Annotated in this window: 20 protein-coding genes; 16 read left to right on the top strand and 4 right to left on the bottom strand. The window is 58.4% G+C overall.

Annotation, left to right across the window (positions count from 1 at the left end):
- Positions 1-175: 175 nt before the first annotated feature.
- Positions 176-475, bottom strand: a complete 300-nt coding sequence (locus ACS8Y6_RS17475; protein WP_440851537.1) for an integrase core domain-containing protein — start codon at positions 473-475, stop codon at positions 176-178.
- On the opposite strand from ACS8Y6_RS17475, the gene ACS8Y6_RS17470 reads away from it, so the two are divergent.
- From ACS8Y6_RS17470 to ACS8Y6_RS17455, 4 genes are all read left to right on the top strand, one after another.
- Positions 466-879 carry an antitoxin Xre-like helix-turn-helix domain-containing protein gene (locus ACS8Y6_RS17470; RefSeq protein WP_440851536.1) on the top strand — a complete coding sequence of 138 codons (414 nt, stop codon included), beginning with the start codon at positions 466-468 and terminating at the stop codon, positions 877-879. The two genes, ACS8Y6_RS17475 and ACS8Y6_RS17470, sit on opposite strands and share 10 nt — an antisense overlap.
- Before the next feature lie 188 nt (positions 880-1,067).
- On the top strand, positions 1,068-1,385 hold the full coding sequence (locus ACS8Y6_RS17465) for a WGR domain-containing protein (RefSeq protein ID WP_440851535.1): 318 nt from the start codon (positions 1,068-1,070) through the stop codon (positions 1,383-1,385).
- Between the two features lie 201 nt (positions 1,386-1,586).
- Entirely contained in the window at positions 1,587-2,033 is a 447-nt protein-coding gene (locus ACS8Y6_RS17460; RefSeq protein ID WP_440851534.1) for a PEGA domain-containing protein, read from the top strand.
- Positions 2,034-2,335: 302 nt separating this feature from the next.
- Positions 2,336-2,443, top strand: coding sequence for a type II toxin-antitoxin system RelE/ParE family toxin (locus ACS8Y6_RS17455; RefSeq protein WP_440851533.1), 108 nt, complete (start codon positions 2,336-2,338; stop codon positions 2,441-2,443).
- A 104-nt stretch (positions 2,444-2,547) separates the two neighbouring features.
- Here the strand turns inward: ACS8Y6_RS17455 and ACS8Y6_RS17450 are convergent, their stop codons facing one another.
- The gene (locus ACS8Y6_RS17450) at positions 2,548-2,733 is read right to left on the bottom strand and encodes a hypothetical protein (RefSeq protein ID WP_440856160.1); all 186 of its coding nucleotides are present in this window, start codon (positions 2,731-2,733) and stop codon (positions 2,548-2,550) included.
- 46 nt (positions 2,734-2,779) lie between these two features.
- On the bottom strand, positions 2,780-3,301 hold the full coding sequence (locus tag ACS8Y6_RS17445) for a hypothetical protein (protein WP_440851531.1): 522 nt from the start codon (positions 3,299-3,301) through the stop codon (positions 2,780-2,782).
- Positions 3,302-3,744: 443 nt separating this feature from the next.
- Between ACS8Y6_RS17445 and ACS8Y6_RS17440 the strand changes: the two genes are divergently transcribed.
- The 12 genes from ACS8Y6_RS17440 to ACS8Y6_RS17385 all read left to right on the top strand — a co-directional run bounded on the left by ACS8Y6_RS17440 (position 3,745) and on the right by ACS8Y6_RS17385 (position 15,073).
- Positions 3,745-4,704: an IS1595 family transposase gene (locus tag ACS8Y6_RS17440; protein WP_440851530.1), complete on the top strand. Its 960-nt coding sequence runs from the start codon at positions 3,745-3,747 to the stop codon at positions 4,702-4,704.
- Positions 4,705-4,735: 31 nt separating this feature from the next.
- Positions 4,736-5,077 carry a hypothetical protein gene (locus tag ACS8Y6_RS17435; protein ID WP_440851529.1) on the top strand — a complete coding sequence of 114 codons (342 nt, stop codon included), beginning with the start codon at positions 4,736-4,738 and terminating at the stop codon, positions 5,075-5,077.
- A gap of 223 nt (positions 5,078-5,300) precedes the next feature.
- Positions 5,301-5,684 (top strand): hypothetical protein, encoded by a 384-nt coding sequence (locus ACS8Y6_RS17430; RefSeq protein ID WP_440851528.1) that lies wholly within the window; start codon positions 5,301-5,303, stop codon positions 5,682-5,684.
- Positions 5,685-6,328: 644 nt separating this feature from the next.
- Complete coding sequence (fmdA, locus tag ACS8Y6_RS17425) at positions 6,329-7,558, top strand: formamidase (protein WP_440851527.1); 1,230 nt, start codon at positions 6,329-6,331, stop codon at positions 7,556-7,558.
- Between the two features lie 12 nt (positions 7,559-7,570).
- Complete coding sequence (locus ACS8Y6_RS17420; RefSeq protein ID WP_440851526.1) at positions 7,571-7,888, top strand: FmdB family zinc ribbon protein; 318 nt, start codon at positions 7,571-7,573, stop codon at positions 7,886-7,888.
- 86 nt (positions 7,889-7,974) lie between these two features.
- Complete coding sequence (locus ACS8Y6_RS17415; RefSeq protein WP_440851525.1) at positions 7,975-8,994, top strand: alpha/beta fold hydrolase; 1,020 nt, start codon at positions 7,975-7,977, stop codon at positions 8,992-8,994.
- 71 nt (positions 8,995-9,065) lie between these two features.
- Positions 9,066-10,106, top strand: coding sequence for an aliphatic amidase (locus tag ACS8Y6_RS17410; protein ID WP_440851538.1), 1,041 nt, complete (start codon positions 9,066-9,068; stop codon positions 10,104-10,106).
- A gap of 75 nt (positions 10,107-10,181) precedes the next feature.
- Complete coding sequence (locus ACS8Y6_RS17405) at positions 10,182-11,270, top strand: AAA family ATPase (RefSeq protein WP_440851524.1); 1,089 nt, start codon at positions 10,182-10,184, stop codon at positions 11,268-11,270.
- A 17-nt stretch (positions 11,271-11,287) separates the two neighbouring features.
- A complete protein-coding gene (locus tag ACS8Y6_RS17400; protein WP_440851523.1) occupies positions 11,288-12,451 on the top strand; it encodes a transporter substrate-binding domain-containing protein in 1,164 nt (387 codons plus the stop codon).
- On the top strand, positions 12,435-13,028 hold the full coding sequence (locus ACS8Y6_RS17395; RefSeq protein ID WP_440851522.1) for an ANTAR domain-containing response regulator: 594 nt from the start codon (positions 12,435-12,437) through the stop codon (positions 13,026-13,028). Before ACS8Y6_RS17400 ends, ACS8Y6_RS17395 begins: the two co-directional genes overlap by 17 nt.
- Positions 13,029-13,067: 39 nt before the next feature.
- Positions 13,068-13,586 carry an AmiS/UreI family transporter gene (locus tag ACS8Y6_RS17390; protein WP_440851521.1) on the top strand — a complete coding sequence of 173 codons (519 nt, stop codon included), beginning with the start codon at positions 13,068-13,070 and terminating at the stop codon, positions 13,584-13,586.
- A 158-nt stretch (positions 13,587-13,744) separates the two neighbouring features.
- Positions 13,745-15,073 (top strand): IS1182 family transposase, encoded by a 1,329-nt coding sequence (locus ACS8Y6_RS17385; protein WP_440851520.1) that lies wholly within the window; start codon positions 13,745-13,747, stop codon positions 15,071-15,073.
- A gap of 204 nt (positions 15,074-15,277) precedes the next feature.
- Here ACS8Y6_RS17385 and ACS8Y6_RS17380 read toward each other — a convergent pair whose 3' ends face one another.
- Positions 15,278-15,469, bottom strand: a complete 192-nt coding sequence (locus tag ACS8Y6_RS17380) for a hypothetical protein (RefSeq protein ID WP_440851539.1) — start codon at positions 15,467-15,469, stop codon at positions 15,278-15,280.
- Positions 15,470-15,559: the final 90 nt, after the last annotated feature.

Genomic DNA, 15,559 nt, shown 5'->3' with positions numbered 1-15,559 from the left:
GAACCTACGGCAGACGAGTCTCGGGACATAATTTGGCTTCTATTTCAGCAGCGCCCTAGGCTAGTCTCCGGTGCGGCCGCAGAAAAGGCCACAAACCGAGCAGCGCCGATAGCCGATGGCTGAGATTCGTTGCGCGGGTGCGAGCCTTGGTTGTGATCATGTGGTTTTGTCCCTTTCACCCCGATGGCAACAGAGGATGGAATGCGAGACTTAAGATACCGTGACCCCCTCCCCGATAACTGAGCAGCCAGACTTGGAAAAAACAGGCCTGTGAGTGACTCAGATAGTACTCGCGGGGCGTCACGTTCCCGAGCGAGCTGTGGGTCCGATCCGCATTGTATTCGATGAGCCAGTTCTCGATGTTTTCCTTTGCACCCTCCAAGCTCAGGAACCAGTGCACGTTCAGCCGATGGCGGCCAAATGGCGTGATATAGTAAAATGCATAGCGTTTCGCAGCATAATGCAATGCGCGCATTCAAATCCGAAGTCAGCACGATCTGCGAAATACTGGATCTGCCGGACACCCAACCGGCGTCCTACCTGCATCTGAACGACGCACTCAAGGACGGATTGCCGCGTCACGTGATCGAGCACGTGGCGAGGACCCTTGGTATTCCGGCCGCGACCTTTCGCCGCTATATCATTGCCGATCGGACCTATCAGCGCCGGGTCCGTCGCGGCGAAAATTTCACGCGCGGTGAGAGCGAGAAACTTTACCGGGCGGCGCGCATCTTTGCGCAAACTAACCAGTGCTTTCGAAACGAATGCAAGGCTCAACGGTTCTTGACGATGGAACATCCGCTGCTTGATGGCCATGTGCCTATTGAACTGGTCATCGAGTCGGAAGCGGGCTTCCAGGCGGTTGCCGAGGTCCTATGACGCCCGCCAGGCGGCGGAGGCGGCGCGGGATGTCGCGGAGTCGAAGGCGATGACGGCCGCCGAGACAGCCGAGCCCCGAGAGCAGAAGGCCCTCGAGTGTCTGGAGGCGCTGCAGGACCGGCTCGCAACGCGGCCGCCATCGGCCGGGCCCGCGACGGACTCATGACCCCGGGCGGGTCCGGGCACGCATGAACGAGATGTCGTTTTATGTGGAGCGTCTGGATCTGGCCCAGAGCATGGCGCGCTTCTACTGGGTCGGAGTCGAGCCGACGCTGTTCGGCGACTGGGTCACCGTGTGTTGGTGGGGGGGGCGGATCGGTACCGACGGGCGGCGGCAGGAGCAGTGGTACGCGACGTATGGCGAGGCGCTTCAGGCCGCCCATGAGGCTGTCAGGCGCAAGCGTCGCCGCGGTTACCGGCCACCCGCCGAAAGCCGGGCCGTCCATGTCGCGGCCGCCGCCGTTTCGCCAACGGCGGGCCGGGCAACGCCGACGAGTCGGGCCTAGTATGACCTCGATCTGCGGTGACCGCGTGCGGGGCCCTGCAGCAAAAACGCCGGGCGTTCCAGGAGCGGCCGGCGTTTCACACAAGAGTCGCGATCGGTTTCAACGAGCTCGCGATCCAGGATGCCGCCTCGGCGTCGGATGTCAAAAGCCGGCTCCGCGTATTAGGCGCAATGCAGTAAATAAACCACCAGGGAGACTCCCATGTCACTTTCGCCCCGCCTCGTCGCCTCGCTCGCCATTGTGACCACTGTGGCCGGCCTGTCCGGTTGCGCGACCGTCACGCACGGCACGCACCAGGACGTGTCGGTGAAAAGCACGCCGTCCAAGGCCACCGTCTTCGTCGATGGCAAGCAGGTCGGCACGACGCCGATGAAGGCAACGATCAGCCGCCACGCCCACCAGACGGTCAAGCTCACGCACGACGGCTATCAGCCCTACATGGTGCACTTCAAGCATCACGTTTCGGTAGTCACCGGCGGCAACGTGCTCGTTGGCGGCCTCCTGGGTGGCGCCCTGGACGCCGCGGATGGCGCCAACGGCTACAACACGCCCAAGAAACTTGACGTCCAGTTGGTCCCGCTGTCGTCCGCTCAAAACACGGCCCCCGCCGCGACTGCGGCCACCTCTGACGCCAACAGCCACTCCTGACGCCGCGCTCACGCCCGCATGACCTCGCCGGTTGCTCGTCGCCACGGCGTCGGGCGCCGGTATTCTCTATTTATGTTCTGTATATAACGCGCCCGGTTGGGCCACCGCCGGAGGGCCCCCGCGCCAGTAGCTTTCGGCATTGCGGGCCGACCGTTGCGCCATTATCGAGTACATCGCGCTGGACAACCCGGCCGCCGCGATCGAAAACGACGAGCGCATCACGGGCCACGTGAATCGTTTGCTCGCGGCATCCTCCTATTGGCCGGCGCGGTCGGGTCCCGGGCATCCGCGAGCGGGTCATCGTGCAGACGCCCTACCTGGCGGTCTATCGCCAGTCAGGCGACGTGATCGAGATCCTGCGCGTGCTGCACCAAAGCCAGGCGTGGTCTCCGAGAGAAAGCAGCGAATAAAGGCGTTGCGATTATCACGTCATGGTGTATGTCTTGCTGGTCGCTGCCTGAGAGAAGGGGAAGCCCTGTCCGATAGGGCGGAGAGCAGTCACGACAATCATCGGTCATGGCGAATCCCGGTCTTCCCGCAGCCGCGCACTGACGAACACGCCGATCGCGATCAGCAGCAGCAGACCGCCGCATGGGAGGGTCACGGTCGTACCCCAGTGCCAGGGGTCGGCGGCGATCACGCCGGCGAACAGGCCACAACCGGTGGCGATAAAACGCAGGATTCGGGAAGTTCTCATCATCGGGTGGACTCCGCCGCTGAATGGGTATCCGGTGGTGTGTCCGGCTTCAGCCGTGCTGGCGTTGTCGGTGGGCGGTGATCTCCTCTTGGGTGACGCGGCGCAGTTGCCGCAGGTCGTGGTGTGTCGGCTCGAAGCCTTCGCGGTACCAGCCGGCGCGGGCCCAGGCGTCGATCTTGCGTTTTTTCCTGAGCGGATGAAACGGCAGGGCCAGCACGATGAACGGCACCTGGGGGAGGGACGGCCTTTCGAGCGTGACGTGGCACAGGGCCGGGAGCACGCCCATTGGCTCGGGCCCGGCGCTGATCTCGGCGATCGCGATATACAGGGCGGCGGCAACCACGCTGAGCGTGGTCAGCAACCGGTGTTCCGTCAATTCGTCCAGTCGTTCAAAGAGCGATTTCGGGTGGTGATCAAGACTCGGCGCGGCACCCGAGTACCGGGCGTGATGTCTCGCATGGCACGTGTTCCTGCGGTTGTTCTGGAACAAGCCCGAGGCGGCGGGCGGATGGCGCTGGCTATCGGCCCGGAGTGAGTCCGGCCGGTGACGGCTACCGTGATGGGCGGTCATCACGCTCGCTTTCGTTGTCTCACGCCGTCGCGGAGACGCAACCCGAGTGGGACCGCTTGCGTCATCGGAGATTGGGTAGAGGCTGGAACGCACCGAGTGCGGTGTCGGCTTACACAGCTCGGTTACCCGCATCCGCGCCGGCGGCGGCCGATGGGGGCGGTGGTGGCATGTTTGGCGACCTCGAAAATGACATTCCGTTAGAGGCTCTCGAATGGCGCACGTTCTGAGCGATGCCGATTAACAGCGGGCGGTCGCCTCTGCTAATTTTTCTTTGGATACACGCACTAGACATCATGGATTGACCTGCCCGTCCTCAACCATCGTGGGTTACGTTGAGGACGGGCAGGTCAATCCATGACTTGATTAGTCCCGAAACTCAGCCGGGTCACGGAATGACCCAGTCGCTCTGGATAATCAGGCCATGACAGCACAGGAGTGATGTCATGGCGATCAATCGGGTTCAAATGCAACCGGGCTTGTCGATGCGAGAATTCATGCAGCGCTACGGCACTGAAGCCCAGTGCGAGGCCGCGGTGGCGTCCGCGCGCTGGCCGAAAGGCTTTAGTTGTCCGGCCTGTCGGTGCCGGCGGCACACGACGTTCGAGCGCGCGGACCGCACACATTGGCAGTGCCAGCGTTGCCGGCATCAGACCACGGTGACGTCCGGCACGATCTTCGCCTCGACCAAGCTGCCCCTGACGACATGGTTTCTGGCCATGCACTTGATGACCCAGGCCAAGAACAACGTTTCAGCGTTGGAGCTTCGGCGCCAGCTCGGGGTGAGCTACCGGTCCGCCTGGCGGATCAAGCAGAAACTGATGCAGGTCATGGTCGAGCGTGAATCGCGCCGCCAGCTATCCGGGCGCGTCGAGATCGATGACGCCTATCTCGGCGGCGAACGCGCCGCCGAACCCGGCCAGCGCGGCCGCGGTTCACCCAACAAGATCCCGTTTGTGATCGCCGTATCGACCACGGTCGATCGCAAGCCCCATCAAGGGGTCATCCAGTGTGCCCCCTTCACCTCGGCGGCGATCGCCGACTGGGCCAACGAGGCGTTGGCCGCCGAGACCGAGGCCGTCTCCGACGGCCTGCCGGCGTTTCGTGCCTTGCGCGCGGAAGTCGCAAGCCATCTCGCGCTGGTCACCGGCTCCGGCCGGGCCTCGGCCACCCATCCCGAGTTTCGATGGGTCAACATCATGCTGGGTAACCTCAAGAATGCGATCACCGGCACCTATCACGCCTTCAAGTTCGCCAAATACGCATCGCGTTATCTGGCCGACTTCCAGTACCGCTTCAATCGTCGCTATGACCTGCGCGCTATCCTGCCGCGACTCATCTGCGCCGCCGCCACCACGACACCTTGGGCCGAAGATCGGCTCAGGCTGGCTGAGTTTCGGGACTAATCAAGAGATCAGTTGACCGGATAGCCCTGCCATGCGTCGCGAGTTCGCCAAATCCCTCCACCTGCATCGCGCGATCGCCAAGAAGGTGGAAGCCGACTACTCGGGCGAGATCGCCAAGGCCCGTGCGTTTCTGGACCGCCATCGTCCCAATACGCCCCCTAATGCCTGGTGGCTGGTGCAATGGGATCGCGTGCTCGCGGACTACGACAAGCGTGCGTTGATCGACTTGCTGGTGGCCGAATCCGACTATGCGTGCGATATGCGCTCCAGCTCGCCGTTCACGCGGGCCTTGAGCCGGCGTGAGCGAACGGCGCTTCTACAGCAGTTTTCCGCCGCGTGGTCTGTGGGCGCGACTGGAACAATTCTTGAATGAAGCCAGATCAAGTCGGGCTTGCCACCCGCGATGCTGTTCCAATGGTGATACCGCCATCGCCATCGCCATCGCCATCGCCAGGGCGGGATCCGGTGCGCAGGGGATCCCGCCGAGCGTGCGAGCTACCGTTTTTGAGAGGGCGGTTCCCCGCGCGCGGAAGAGGTGTCATGCGCAGATGGGTCCGCCTACCGGGCGAGCTGATCACTGGCCGCTGGCGCCACCGATGCGTGAGCCGGCGCTCGACGATCAGTTCCTGTCCACCAAGGAATTCGCCACCGAGCTCGGGGTCTCGGATCAAACGATGCGCAACCGTCTGCGCGATGGCCTGATATACGGGCGACGTAGCGACCGTGGCCATACGTTTCCCCGGTCCCGGCTGGTCGCTGCTAAACGTCGCGACCAACCGGCTCGCATTGTCCCGGGCTCGACACCGTCTTGCGGTCGTTCAGCGATCCCGACGAGGGCCTGGGCTTGGCTGACGACACCGAACACGGCCTTGGCTGACACCACAGGGGCTCGCCGGGCGCCTATCCAGGAATTGCAGACAGGATCGGTCGAGAAGGTCCAGGCACTGCTCCTGCACAAGGCTGAAACCATCATTGTATGAGCCTCGTCTGGCGAACGAACTCTGCCGGTCGACGTCATCACGACAACCAGAGCATCCTCTCCTGAGCGCCTATTCATCGCGTCGTGGCATCAGGCCAGACGTTCCGGTCGCAATTCCGATGGCGTTTCTTAAAATTCAAGGGGGTATCTGCCACGGAAATTTCGTCATCGCCGCGCCAATCCCTCAAACGCCGTCGTCTGCGGTACGCCACCCCAAGCCGTTTGGCAATTCGGTCTGCTGCTGGGTATATCGAAGTCACAGGCGAAGATGCGATAGGTATGGAAGACGATCGGATTGTCTAAGAGGCGGCTGTCCAGTTCTGGCTTTAGAGAGCCGGTTAGAACCCGAGAACATTCCGCCTTTGGCTCGCTTGTATAACTTAGGCAGCGGATTCGCGTGAGGTGGCTGTTAGGAGCCCCCTCTGTGAATACGGATGCACCGTGGCCCAGCACTGAGACTTTCGTCGAAAACATGTTGCGCTAGGATAGCTAGCCATGATTACTTAGTTCACATCAGGTTAAAACTGTCAGCGTCGATAGTTTTTAGCCGGCTAAATATATAGGGCAAATAAGCTCCCAGCTGCTACTTAGCGGCGAGGGGGCTTTTTTTTTGCGTCAAAGACTCCTGGACAGAGGTAGGCGGATATGAGTAATACACTGATCAAGGTCGATCTCGACACCCCGGCCACCGAGAACCCCCAGGTGCACAACCGCTGGCACCCGGACATCCCGATGGCCTGCTGGGTCAAGCCCGGCAACGATTTCATTCTGGAGACCTACGACTGGACTTCGGGCGCGATCGCCAATAACGACGATGCCTCCGATGTCCGCGATGTCGACCTGTCCACGGTCCACTATCTGTCGGGCCCAGTCGGCGTGGAAGGCGCGGCCCCGGGCGACCTGCTGGTGGTCGACCTGCTCGACATCGGCGCCAAGGAAGAAGCGCCCTGGGGCTTCAATGGCTTCTTCTCGAAGCAGAACGGCGGCGGCTTTCTCACCGACCATTTTCCCCACGCCCAGAAATCGATCTGGGACTTCCACGGTCTGTACACGACCTCACGCCATGTCCCGGGCGTGCAGTTTGCCGGCCTGATCCATCCCGGCCTGATCGGCTGCCTGCCGAGCCAGGATCTGCTCGACACCTGGAACAGCCGCGAAGCCGATCTGATCGCGACCGATCCGGAACGCGTGCCCCCACTGGCCAACCCGCCGGCGCCAGCCACGGCCCATATGGGGGCACTGACCGGCGACGCACGCGCCAAGGCGGCCGCCGAAGGCGCGCGCACGGTGCCGCCCCGGGAGCATGGCGGCAACGTCGATATCAAGGATCTGTCGCGCGGCTCGAAGATCTTCTTCCCGGTCTACGTCGACGGCGGCGGGCTGTCCGTGGGTGACCTGCACTTCAGCCAGGGCGACGGCGAGATCACCTTCTGCGGTGCCATCGAAATGGCCGGCGGCTGGGTGCACATGAAGGTCGAGCTGATCAAGGGCGGCATGGCCAAATACGGCATCAAGAACCCGATCTTCAAGCCCAGCCCCATCACCCCGAACTATCAGGATTATCTGATCTTCGAGGGCATCTCGGTGGACGAGACGGGTCATCAGCACTATCTGGACGTCAACGTCGCCTACCGCCAGGCCTGTCTCAATGCGATCGAATATCTCAAGAAATTCGGCTATTCGGGCGCCCAGGCCTACTCGATTCTCGGCGTCGCGCCGGTACAGGGGCACCTCAGCGGCGTGGTCGACATCCCGAATTCCTGCGCCACGCTGTGGATCCCGTCCGAAATCTTCGATTTCGATATCCACCCCGGCAGCGACGGCCCGACGAAACACATCGACGGCAGTGTCGACGTGCCCATCGCCTACGATTGATAGGAGATCGGCATGCCACTCTACGAATATCGCTGCCCCAAATGCGGTCCCTTCACTGCCAGCCGGCGCATGGCCGAGCGCAACGCGCCGGCCGACTGCCCCGATTGCAGTACGTCAGCCACTCGCATGATCTCTGCGCCCCGTCTGGCCTTGCTCGACGCCGCCCGCCGCCATGCCCACGCGACCAACGAGCGCAGCTCGCACAGTCCTCGGGTCGAAAAAAATCATGTGCATTCGTCGAACTGTGGCTGCGGCAAGCCATCCCAGGCCGCCAACCCGGGCGGGGTCAGAACCCGTACCGGCCACCGGCCATGGATGATCAGCCACTGACGGCGCAATAGTTGCCGCCGCAGGTGGCGCGTCGGCGCGGCGTTCGATGAGGAATACCGCGCCCATTCACCGACAGGACGCAAAGCATGAGTCAGGATTATTCCATTTTCGACCTCGGCGACTGGCGCCTGCAGCGCGGCGCCACGCTGCGTGACTGCAAACTCGCCTACAAGACCTTCGGCACGCTGAACGCAGACAAGAGCAACGTCATTGTCTACCCGACCTGGTATTCGGGCCAACACTACGACAATGAATGGCTGGTCGGCCCCAGCATGGCGCTGGACCCGGAAAAATACTTCATCATCATTCCGAACATGCTCGGCAACGGTCTGTCATCTTCGCCGAGCAATACGCCCGAGCCGTACAACGGCCCGCGGTTCCCACAGGTCACCGCTTACGACAACGTGCGCGCTCAGCACAAACTGCTGACCGAAGGCTTTGGAATCGAGCACATCCGGCTCGTCACCGGCTGGTCAATGGGGGCGCTGCAGACTTTCCACTGGGGCGCGATGTACCCGGACATGATGGATCTGCTCGCGCCTTTCTGCGGCTCGGCGAAGTGTTCGCGTCATAACTACGTATTTCTTGAAGGCGTCAAAGCGGCCCTGACCGCCGATGCCGCCTGGAATGAAGGCTGGTACGACGGCAAGCCCAACCGTGGTCTGCGTGCCGCCGCGCGTGTATACGCCGGCTGGGGATTCTCCCAGACCTTCTATCGCCAGGAACTCGACCTCCAGGCCATGGGCTATTCCTCGCTCGAGGATTTCCTGATCGGTTTCTGGGAAGGCTTTTTCCTGCCCAAGGATGCCAACAACCTGCTCGCCATGCTCTGGACCTGGCAGCACGGCGACATCAGCGATAACGAGCTCTATCGCGGCGATCTTACCGCGGCGCTGGCCGCAATCAAGGCCAGGACCTACGTCATGCCGGGGGCGACGGACCTATATTTCCCGCCGGAAGACAGTGCTTTTGAAGTGGAGCACATGCCCAACGCCGAACTGGTACCGATCGACTCGGTCTGGGGCCATTTCGCGGGCGGCCCCGCTATTAATTCCGAAGATGCGGCCGTTGTGGACCGCAAAATCGGCGAATTGCTGACTACTTGACCGATAAGGCAACCGTAGTCAGTCAAACCAGTGGTGAACTTCACCGCACCAATAACCAAAGGAGCATTTTTATGCGTCACGGAGATATTTCGAGCAGCAACGATACGGTCGGCGTCGCCGTCGTGAATTACAAAATGCCTAGGCTTCATACCCGCGAAGAAGTTCGCGAGAACGCTAATAAGATCGCCGAGATGATTAAAGGTATGAAGGTGGGGCTGCCAGGCATGGACCTGGTGGTCTTTCCCGAATATTCCACGCAGGGGATCATGTACGACCCGAAAGAGATGTTCGATACGGCCGCATCCGTCCCAGGCGACGAAACAGAAATATTCGCTCAGGCGTGTCGGGCAGCGAATACCTGGGGGGTTTTTTCCTTAACGGGCGAAAAACATGAAGATCACCCAAATAAAAACCCGTATAACACGCTTATTTTGATGAACAACAAAGGAGAGATCGTACAGAAATATAGGAAGGTTATTCCATGGTGCCCAGTTGAAGGTTGGTATCCGGGTGATAACACCTACGTTTGTGAGGGGCCTAAGGGCCTTAAGATCAGTTTAATTATATGTGACGACGGCAACTATCCCGAGATCTGGCGAGACTGCGCTATGAAGGGCGCCGAGCTTATAGTTCGTTCCCAAGGGTATATGTACCCGGCAAAGGAACAGCAGATCATGATGTCGAAAACCATGGCGTGGGCGAATAATTCATACGTAGCCGTGTCCAACGCGGCGGGCTTCGACGGGGTTTATTCCTACTTCGGGCATTCGTCGATCATCGGCTTTGATGGCCGGACGTTGGGCGAATGCGGTACCGAGGAAAACGGTATTCAGTACGCCCAGCTATCGGTATCCGCGATCCGCGATGCTCGCGCGAACGATCAGTCGCAAAATCATCTTTTCAAAATGTTGCACCGCGGCTACACGGGGATGCAAGCCTCGGGAGACGATGTTCGTGGACTCGCCAATTGCCCCTTTGAATTCTATCGGACATGGGTCCAAGAAGCTGAAACGGCCCGCCATCAAAGTGAGGCCTTAACAAGAACGACGACCGGCACAGCTGAATGCCCATACGGCGAATTGCCGTACGAAGCCAAAGTCCGGGAAGCCTGAGCAATACAATAATAACCGGGGTCAGACCTGGCCCCGGTTCACCCGTTTAAGAAGCCTATGCCATTTATAAACGAAATGCTGGACGATAGCGTAGATCGTGCCAACGGATCGGCCTCATCTGCCGGAGCTTTCGGTCCAGCAGCCGAGCGCGAGCCCGAAACGCTAAAGTTCGATCCCGCTAAAGTTATAAGTGAAGTTCGCGCGAACATATTTGGTCAGGAGGATGTGTTGCCGGCAATTGAAGACATCCTCTACATTGCATCAAGCCCAATATGCGACCCCAGTCGCCCGCTATTTGTTGCCTTGTTTCTGGGCCCTACAGGAGTCGGTAAGACCGAGTTAATACGGGTTATTTCGCAAGCAATCTACGGTACTAAGGAGCATTTCTGCCGGATAGACATGAACACTTTGTCGCAGGCGCATTATTCAGCTGCGATCACTGGCGCGCCTCCCGGTTATGCTGGAAGCAAAGAAGGTCACAGCCTCCTATCCCACGAATTAATTGAAGGCAATGGCGGTCGGCCGGGATTGGTCTTGTTCGATGAAGTCGAGAAAGCCAGCGATCCCGTAATTCTTTCACTTATGAATATCTTTGATAACGGTTGGTTAACGCTTACGTCTGGCGAAAGGTCCTATAATTTCAGAAACGCAATAATATTTATGACAAGTAATCTCGGGGCACGCGAACTGCAGCGTGATCGTTTGGTTACCGGGTTGTGGGCTAGGGCTTTCCAGAGGTTCGTTCCCTCTCGCTCCGCGGCAAGTAGCAAATTCGTCAACCGGGTTTTGCGTGATCGGTTTTTGCCCGAATTCCTAAATCGAATAGACGAGACTATTGTATTTCGCGCTCTCAAGAAAAACTCATTGCATTTGGTCATCGATAAGAGGATTAAGCAATTGCAGGAAAGGCTGTCTAAACAGAATGTTCAGCTTATCGTGGCAAACGCGGTTCGCGACGCGATCATCGACTGCGGATTCGACAGCCGCTATGGGGCCAGAGGCATTAATCGTTCAGTTCGACGCTTATTTGAGATTCCGCTTGCCCGTTTTCTTTTTCAGGAAGGGCTTGGGGACAACGTGCTCAGCACGCCTCATGTCATCCGTGCAGAGGCAAATAATCGAAGCGGCGCACAAGCAGTTCGGTTCGAAGTCATTTCCGGTTAGACAGGAACGACAAGCTTATGAGTCGTCAAAGAGAGCAGGCTTCTACGATCGCACTCCTTTTCTCACACACAGGTGTGACCGCAGATGTTGAGCGCTCACAATATTATGGCGCGCTCCTGGCTATCAATGAGGTTAATCGAAGCGTTGAAATTAGCGGTGAGCCAATTTCAGTACGCACCGAGGATTTGGGATGCGCTAAGGAGAGGTACAAAGCCTTTGTAGATAAGTTAGTAAGACAAGAAGGGATTCAATACTTCGTCGGATGCTACATGTCTAGCAGTAGAAAAGCGGTTTTGCCCGTTATAGAGAGGGCGGAAGCGCTACTTTGTTATCCAACGTTGTATGAGGGGTTTGAGTATTCGCCAAATATTTTTTACGGAGGGCCTGCCCCTAACCAAAATAGTGCGCCTCTCGCAGCCTACTTAATAACCAGATACGGCGAACGAGTCGCATTTATTGGTTCTGACTATATATACCCCCGCGAGAGTAACCATGTCATGCGGCATCTGTACCGCCAGCACGGAGGTGTTGTGCTGGATGAGATTTACATACCTCTATATCCATCGGCCGAGACCATCGACCGGGCCGTTGACCGACTGATCTCCTTAGAGCCCGATGTCGTTTTTTCTACGGTAGTGGGTGCTGCGACGGCCGATATATATCGAGTCCTCGCCGAAAAATGTGGGTTAGGTAAACGGCCGAGAATTGCAAGTTTGACGACTAGCGAGGCAGAGGTGGCCAGGATGGACGTTGAAGTTGCAGAAGGACACATCGTGGTTGCACCCTATTTTTCTACAGTAGATACGCCCGAAAGCAAACGATTCGTCATCGCGTGTAAGGAGTTTTTCCCGGAAGACGTAGCAATTAATGCGTGGGCCGAGGCTGCATATCACCAGACGTTATCGCTTGCTCACGCGTTGGTTGATGAGGATGCGAGTGATGTCGAGAATATTAAGCAGCGGATGTATGAAAGTCGCCTGATCGCACCGCAAGGTGAAGTTTGGCTTGAGCGTGAAAACAATCATATGCACTTGTCGTCACGTATTGCGATGATTGATTCAACAGGTCAATTTGAAATTAAATGGCGGTCCGCAAAGCAGATTCGGCCGGATCCCTACGTTGTAGTACATCAACTTGAAGATTGGACTGCAGAAATGACGGAGGGTGAGGGGCGTGACTAGCCGTGACATTCTGAGCAGTCTAAGAGAACTTCATTCTCTCGTGATAGCTCCTGGAGGTGGATTTGTCGATCGCCTTGTCCTACATCTGATCAGAATTGGCTGTCATGTTCAACACTGTTGGCCTCCTCCACAGCGAGACAAATGTGGTCACGTACAGGTGATGTTCACAGCTCTTGTAGACGAAAGAGAACACAACGCGCTGAAACGGTTTGTGGAAAGCTTCGCGGGGGATCTAACCGTTATTGCGGTAGTGGACTATGAAAGTCCGACTGTTCTAGAAAAAATTATTGACCTGGAGGCTCACGGAGTAATTATGGAGCCGTTTGATGAGAATAAAGTGTTGCCAACATTAGTAACGGCGCGATTGAACACGTTGCAGCGTACCAAGCTGATAAAAGAAAACGGGAAATATCGGCAACGTCTACGTTCAAGCGCCGTGGTCAATAGAGCGAAAGTGTTGCTTATGACACAGAAGAGTATGACCGAAGCGCAGGCACATGAATATCTCTCTCAGAAGGCGATGAAAAGCAGGAGAAAGATTAGCGACATAGCGAACGAAATCATGTCGTTGGTATAGCCAATAAAAAAATAGATAAAATATGATGAGGAGAAATCAATGTTTGGACTTACATTATTTTACGTTGGTGCGGTTCTTCTTCTGAACGGAATATGGCTTCGAGGTGGTATAGGTGATAAAGAAATAACGGTTATCAATATATTCGTTGGGTTCCTCAGTGTTTTCGTAGCACTGTACTTAATAATAAGTGGCGGATCAGGAGACGCGACGACAATCAAGGCAGCGGCACTTACTCTTCTGTTCGCGTTTACCTACCTATGGGTAGCTGCTAACCAGTTCCTTGGGGCGGACGGCCAGGGCTTAGGTTGGTTCTGCCTGTTCGTTAGCCTAACGGCTTTAGTTGTAGCCGCGGAGGCGGTATCTAATGCAAGCGGTGTTTTCGGAATCTGGAACGCGTTTAATTGGTCGGCCTGGGCGATTCTTTGGTTCTGTTTCTTTCTGCTATTGACTATGAAGAAGGCAATTATGAGGCCTGTGGGAAACTTATCGATTGCCTGCGGCATCGTGACTGGATGGATTCCGGGCTTTCTGTTATTACAGGGTTTTATCGGTACTTGAACCAGTAATCCGTCATTTAAACGCACTATTTTTGGGAGCCCCCCTGGCAGCTGGACGGTCAGTATCTCCGATTGGACTTGTCCGGGAGTCCTAGGAGTCTGCGCCGTAGAAACGTGTCTCTGAGACAATAGCGCCAAGCAAAGCTGGAGAGCCAAGCCATGCCGACCACGTTTCGCTCTTACGCACCAGATCAGGATTTATTACTGGCCCCGAGTCTGCATGACTGGCTGCCGGCCGATCATCTGGCGTATTTCATCAGCGAACTGATCGACACGCTGGATCTGAGCGCATTCTACGCGCCGTATGCCGGTGACGGCCGGCGCAAGCAGCCCTACGAGCCCCGCATGATGCTCAAGGTGCTGATCTACGCCTACGCCACGGGCACGTTCTCTTCGCGCCGGATCGCCGCCAAACTCGAAGATGACGTGGCCTATCGTGTGCTGGCGGCGGACAACTTTCCGCAGCACCGCACGATCTGCGCGTTTCGCAAGCGGCATCTGACCGACTTCAAGGCGTTGTTCGTGACCGTTGTGCAACTGGCCGGCGAGCTCGGCCTGGCCCGTCTGGGCACGGTCGCCATCGATGGCACCAAGGTCGGGGCCAACGCCAGCAAGCATAAAGCCATGAGCTACGATCGGCTGACCCAACAGGCCGAGACCTTGCGCGCCGAGATCGATGGTCTGTGTACGACAGCGCGTGATCGGGATGACGCGGAAGATACCCGCTACGGCGCCGAGGCCCGCGGCGATGAAGTGCCCGACGAACTGCGTCACAAGCAGACCCGTCTGAATCGGATCCAGCAGGCTAAAGCCCGGCTGGAAGCCGAGCAGCAGGCCGCCGACGAGGCGCGCGGGCGCCGGCCCGACGACGGGCGCCGACCGCCCAGCGGGCGCGGCCCCTCGTACAAGCGAGATTATGGCGTGCCCGAGGACCGGGCCCAGACCAGTCTCACTGATCCCGAAGCACGCGTTATGCCCACCGCCCACGGCTATCAGTACAGTTACAACGGCCAGTTGGCCGTGGACGGCGACTTTCAACTCATCATCGCGAATGAGCTGACGCCCATCGCCAGCGATCGCGGTCAGCTGTTGCCGGTACTGGACCAGACCCAGCAGACGCTCGGTGGGCGCCCGCAACGGCTTCTGGCCGATGCCGGCTATCGCAAGGAAGCCGACCTGGCGCAGTTGGAAGCCCGCGGTATCGACGCCTACGTTGCCCTGGGGCGCGAAGGCAGGACAACCGCCACAATCGATGGCCAACGCCACCCGGCGACGCACCGCATGCAGACCAAGCTCGCCACGCCGGACGGTCGCGAGACTTATCGTCAACGCAAACATATCGTCGAAGCCGTTAACGGCTGGATCAAGCAAGTGCTGGGCTTCCGCCGATTTTCGATCCGAGGCCAACAAGGCGCGGCCGGTGAATGGGACTTGGTATGTCTGGCGACCAACCTACGCCGTATGCGACCGCTGATGGTCTTCGAGTAGGGCCCCAACGCGCTCATTCGTGCCCCTTGAAACGCCGTCTTTGTCGGCCATGACGCTATCGACCGCAGCCGCTCGACCATCTGGATAATGAACCGCCATGAATCCGTGCATAAGCAACCGGGTTTCTTCCTACGGCGCGGACTCCTAGGGCGCTATTTCAGCAGCGCCCTAGACCGGCGATGCTGACGACTTCAGGCGTCGTTTCTAGTGCTGAAAGCTCATCTGCGACAGGCTGTGGGCGGCACAGAAGGCCGCCTGGCTCTCCGCCCACTTCCTGATCTTGGTCATCCGATCGGCCTGCATCGTTGCGTCTGCAGGCTCGCTGTTCACGCGGGTGACATGTCTGGTGGGTTGTCCTTTTTTGCCGGGCATCATCAAGCCGTCATGAGCGTTCATTAGCTTCTCAAGTCTGGCTAATGCCAGGTGGTATCGGTCGCGGACTGGTGTGTCGGCCTTGGGCGCGCCTCCCTGCTTGCTGGACGGCGC

It is taken from the genome of Salinisphaera sp. RV14 (assembly GCF_052044135.1).
Taxonomy (GTDB): Bacteria; Pseudomonadota; Gammaproteobacteria; order Nevskiales; family Salinisphaeraceae; genus Salinisphaera.
The sequence above is the reverse complement of the archived record's forward strand: the minus strand, read 5'-3'. Positions and strand labels throughout refer to the sequence as shown.

Coding starts and splice junctions, on each gene's coding strand:
- ACS8Y6_RS17470 (WP_440851536.1), top strand. CDS start 466: ATGCGCGCATTCAAATCCGAAGTCAGCACGATCTGCGAAATACTGGAT.
- ACS8Y6_RS17475 (WP_440851537.1), bottom strand. CDS start 475: ATGCGCGCATTGCATTATGCTGCGAAACGCTATGCATTTTACTATATC.
- ACS8Y6_RS17465 (WP_440851535.1), top strand. CDS start 1,068: ATGAACGAGATGTCGTTTTATGTGGAGCGTCTGGATCTGGCCCAGAGC.
- ACS8Y6_RS17460 (WP_440851534.1), top strand. CDS start 1,587: ATGTCACTTTCGCCCCGCCTCGTCGCCTCGCTCGCCATTGTGACCACT.
- ACS8Y6_RS17450 (WP_440856160.1), bottom strand. CDS start 2,733: ATGATGAGAACTTCCCGAATCCTGCGTTTTATCGCCACCGGTTGTGGC.
- ACS8Y6_RS17445 (WP_440851531.1), bottom strand. CDS start 3,301: ATGACCGCCCATCACGGTAGCCGTCACCGGCCGGACTCACTCCGGGCC.
- ACS8Y6_RS17440 (WP_440851530.1), top strand. CDS start 3,745: ATGGCGATCAATCGGGTTCAAATGCAACCGGGCTTGTCGATGCGAGAA.
- ACS8Y6_RS17435 (WP_440851529.1), top strand. CDS start 4,736: ATGCGTCGCGAGTTCGCCAAATCCCTCCACCTGCATCGCGCGATCGCC.
- ACS8Y6_RS17430 (WP_440851528.1), top strand. CDS start 5,301: ATGCGTGAGCCGGCGCTCGACGATCAGTTCCTGTCCACCAAGGAATTC.
- fmdA (WP_440851527.1), top strand. CDS start 6,329: ATGAGTAATACACTGATCAAGGTCGATCTCGACACCCCGGCCACCGAG.
- ACS8Y6_RS17420 (WP_440851526.1), top strand. CDS start 7,571: ATGCCACTCTACGAATATCGCTGCCCCAAATGCGGTCCCTTCACTGCC.
- ACS8Y6_RS17415 (WP_440851525.1), top strand. CDS start 7,975: ATGAGTCAGGATTATTCCATTTTCGACCTCGGCGACTGGCGCCTGCAG.
- ACS8Y6_RS17410 (WP_440851538.1), top strand. CDS start 9,066: ATGCGTCACGGAGATATTTCGAGCAGCAACGATACGGTCGGCGTCGCC.
- ACS8Y6_RS17405 (WP_440851524.1), top strand. CDS start 10,182: ATGCTGGACGATAGCGTAGATCGTGCCAACGGATCGGCCTCATCTGCC.
- ACS8Y6_RS17400 (WP_440851523.1), top strand. CDS start 11,288: ATGAGTCGTCAAAGAGAGCAGGCTTCTACGATCGCACTCCTTTTCTCA.
- ACS8Y6_RS17390 (WP_440851521.1), top strand. CDS start 13,068: ATGTTTGGACTTACATTATTTTACGTTGGTGCGGTTCTTCTTCTGAAC.
- ACS8Y6_RS17385 (WP_440851520.1), top strand. CDS start 13,745: ATGCCGACCACGTTTCGCTCTTACGCACCAGATCAGGATTTATTACTG.
- ACS8Y6_RS17380 (WP_440851539.1), bottom strand. CDS start 15,469: ATGAACGCTCATGACGGCTTGATGATGCCCGGCAAAAAAGGACAACCC.